This window comes from Rhizobacter sp. P3_B12, from assembly GCF_056402895.1.
On sequence record NZ_JBFUGN010001239.1, the window covers coordinates 1 to 1,545 of the forward strand.

The window sequence follows — 1,545 nt, forward strand, 5'->3', positions numbered from 1 at the left end:
GTGCAGAGCCGCGGCCACGAGGCGCTGCTGGCCCAGCTCGAGAAGCAGGCCGAGTGGCCGACGCCGCCGGTCGTCGCCGACACGCCGACGCTGCCCGAGCTGCAGCGCGAGGTGCGCCGCATCCTGGCGGTGGCGGTGCCCGGCGCGATGCAGTTCAAGCGCTTCAACCACCGCATCGACGCGGTCGTGATGCACCCGGTGTGGGGCCTGGTGCTGCTCGCGGCGCTGCTGTTCCTGATGTTCCAGGCGGTGTTCTCGTGGGCCAACGTGCCGATGGACGCCATCAAGGACGGCATGGCCGCGGCCGGCGAATTTTTGAACGCCCACATGGCCGAGGGCCCGCTGCGCAGCCTGCTGGTCGACGGCGTGATCGCCGGCGCCGGCAGCGTGCTGGTGTTCCTGCCGCAGATCCTGATCCTGTTCCTGTTCATCCTGGTGCTGGAAGACTCGGGCTACCTGCCGCGCGCCGCCTTCCTGCTCGACACCGTGATGGGCAAGGTCGGGCTGTCGGGCCGCGCCTTCATCCCGCTGCTGTCGAGCTTCGCCTGCGCGATCCCCGGCATCATGGCCACGCGCACCATACCCAACTGGCGCGACCGGCTCGCCACCATCATGGTCGCGCCGCTGATGACCTGCTCGGCCAGGCTGCCGGTCTACGCGCTGCTGATCGGCGCCTTCGTGCCGAAGCGCAGCGTCGGCTGGTTCAACCTGCAGGGCGTGACGCTGTTCGTGCTGTACGTGGCCGGCGTGGTGTCGGCGATGGCGGTGGCCTGGGTGCTGAAGCGCTCGTGGATGAAGAGCAGCTACCAGCCGCTGATGCTGGAGCTGCCGCCGTACCGCCTGCCGAACGTCCGCAACCTCGCGATCGGGCTGTGGGAGCGGGCGCGCATCTTCCTGCGCCGCGTCGGTGGGATCATCTTCGCGCTGACGGTGGTGCTGTGGTTCCTGTCGAGCTTCCCCGGGCCGCCCGACGGCGCCACCGGCCCGGCCATCCAGTACAGCCTGGCGGGTTACCTCGGTCGTGCGCTCGAGGTGATCTTCGCGCCGATCGGCTTCAACTGGCAGATCTCGATCGCGCTGGTGCCGGGGCTGGCTGCGCGCGAAGTGGCGGTCGGCGCGCTCGGCACGGTCTACGCGATGTCGGCGGCCGGCGAGGTGGCCGATTCGCTGGCGCCGGTGATCGCGCAGAGCTGGTCGATCGCGACCGCCTACTCGCTRCTCGCCTGGTACGTGTTCGCGCCGCAGTGCATGTCGACGCTCGCGGTGGTGCGCCGCGAGACCAACTCGTGGCGCTACCCGCTGATCATGGCGGGCTACCTGTTCGCGCTCGCGTACATCGCGTCCTTCATCACCTACCGCGTCACCCTCTGGCTCGGCGCTTGAACCGGGAGGCCTGCCATGCAAGACCTGATCGTCGGATTGATCGTCCTCGGCTGCTTCGGCTACGCGGTCAACGCGCTGATGCCGGCGGCGCTGCGCCGCACGGTCGCCGGGCACCTCGCGCGCTGGCCGGCCTGGCCGGCGCCGATCGCGCAGCGGCTGCAG

General features: G+C 70.1%; 1 protein-coding gene. It reads left to right on the forward strand.

Annotated features, from left to right (window positions below; translation table 11 throughout):
* Nucleotides 1-1,383: ferrous iron transporter B (feoB, locus tag AC1D01_RS34150; protein WP_477873897.1), on the forward strand; the 1,383-nt coding region annotated here is incomplete at its 5' end.
* Nucleotides 1,384-1,545: the final 162 nt, after the last annotated feature.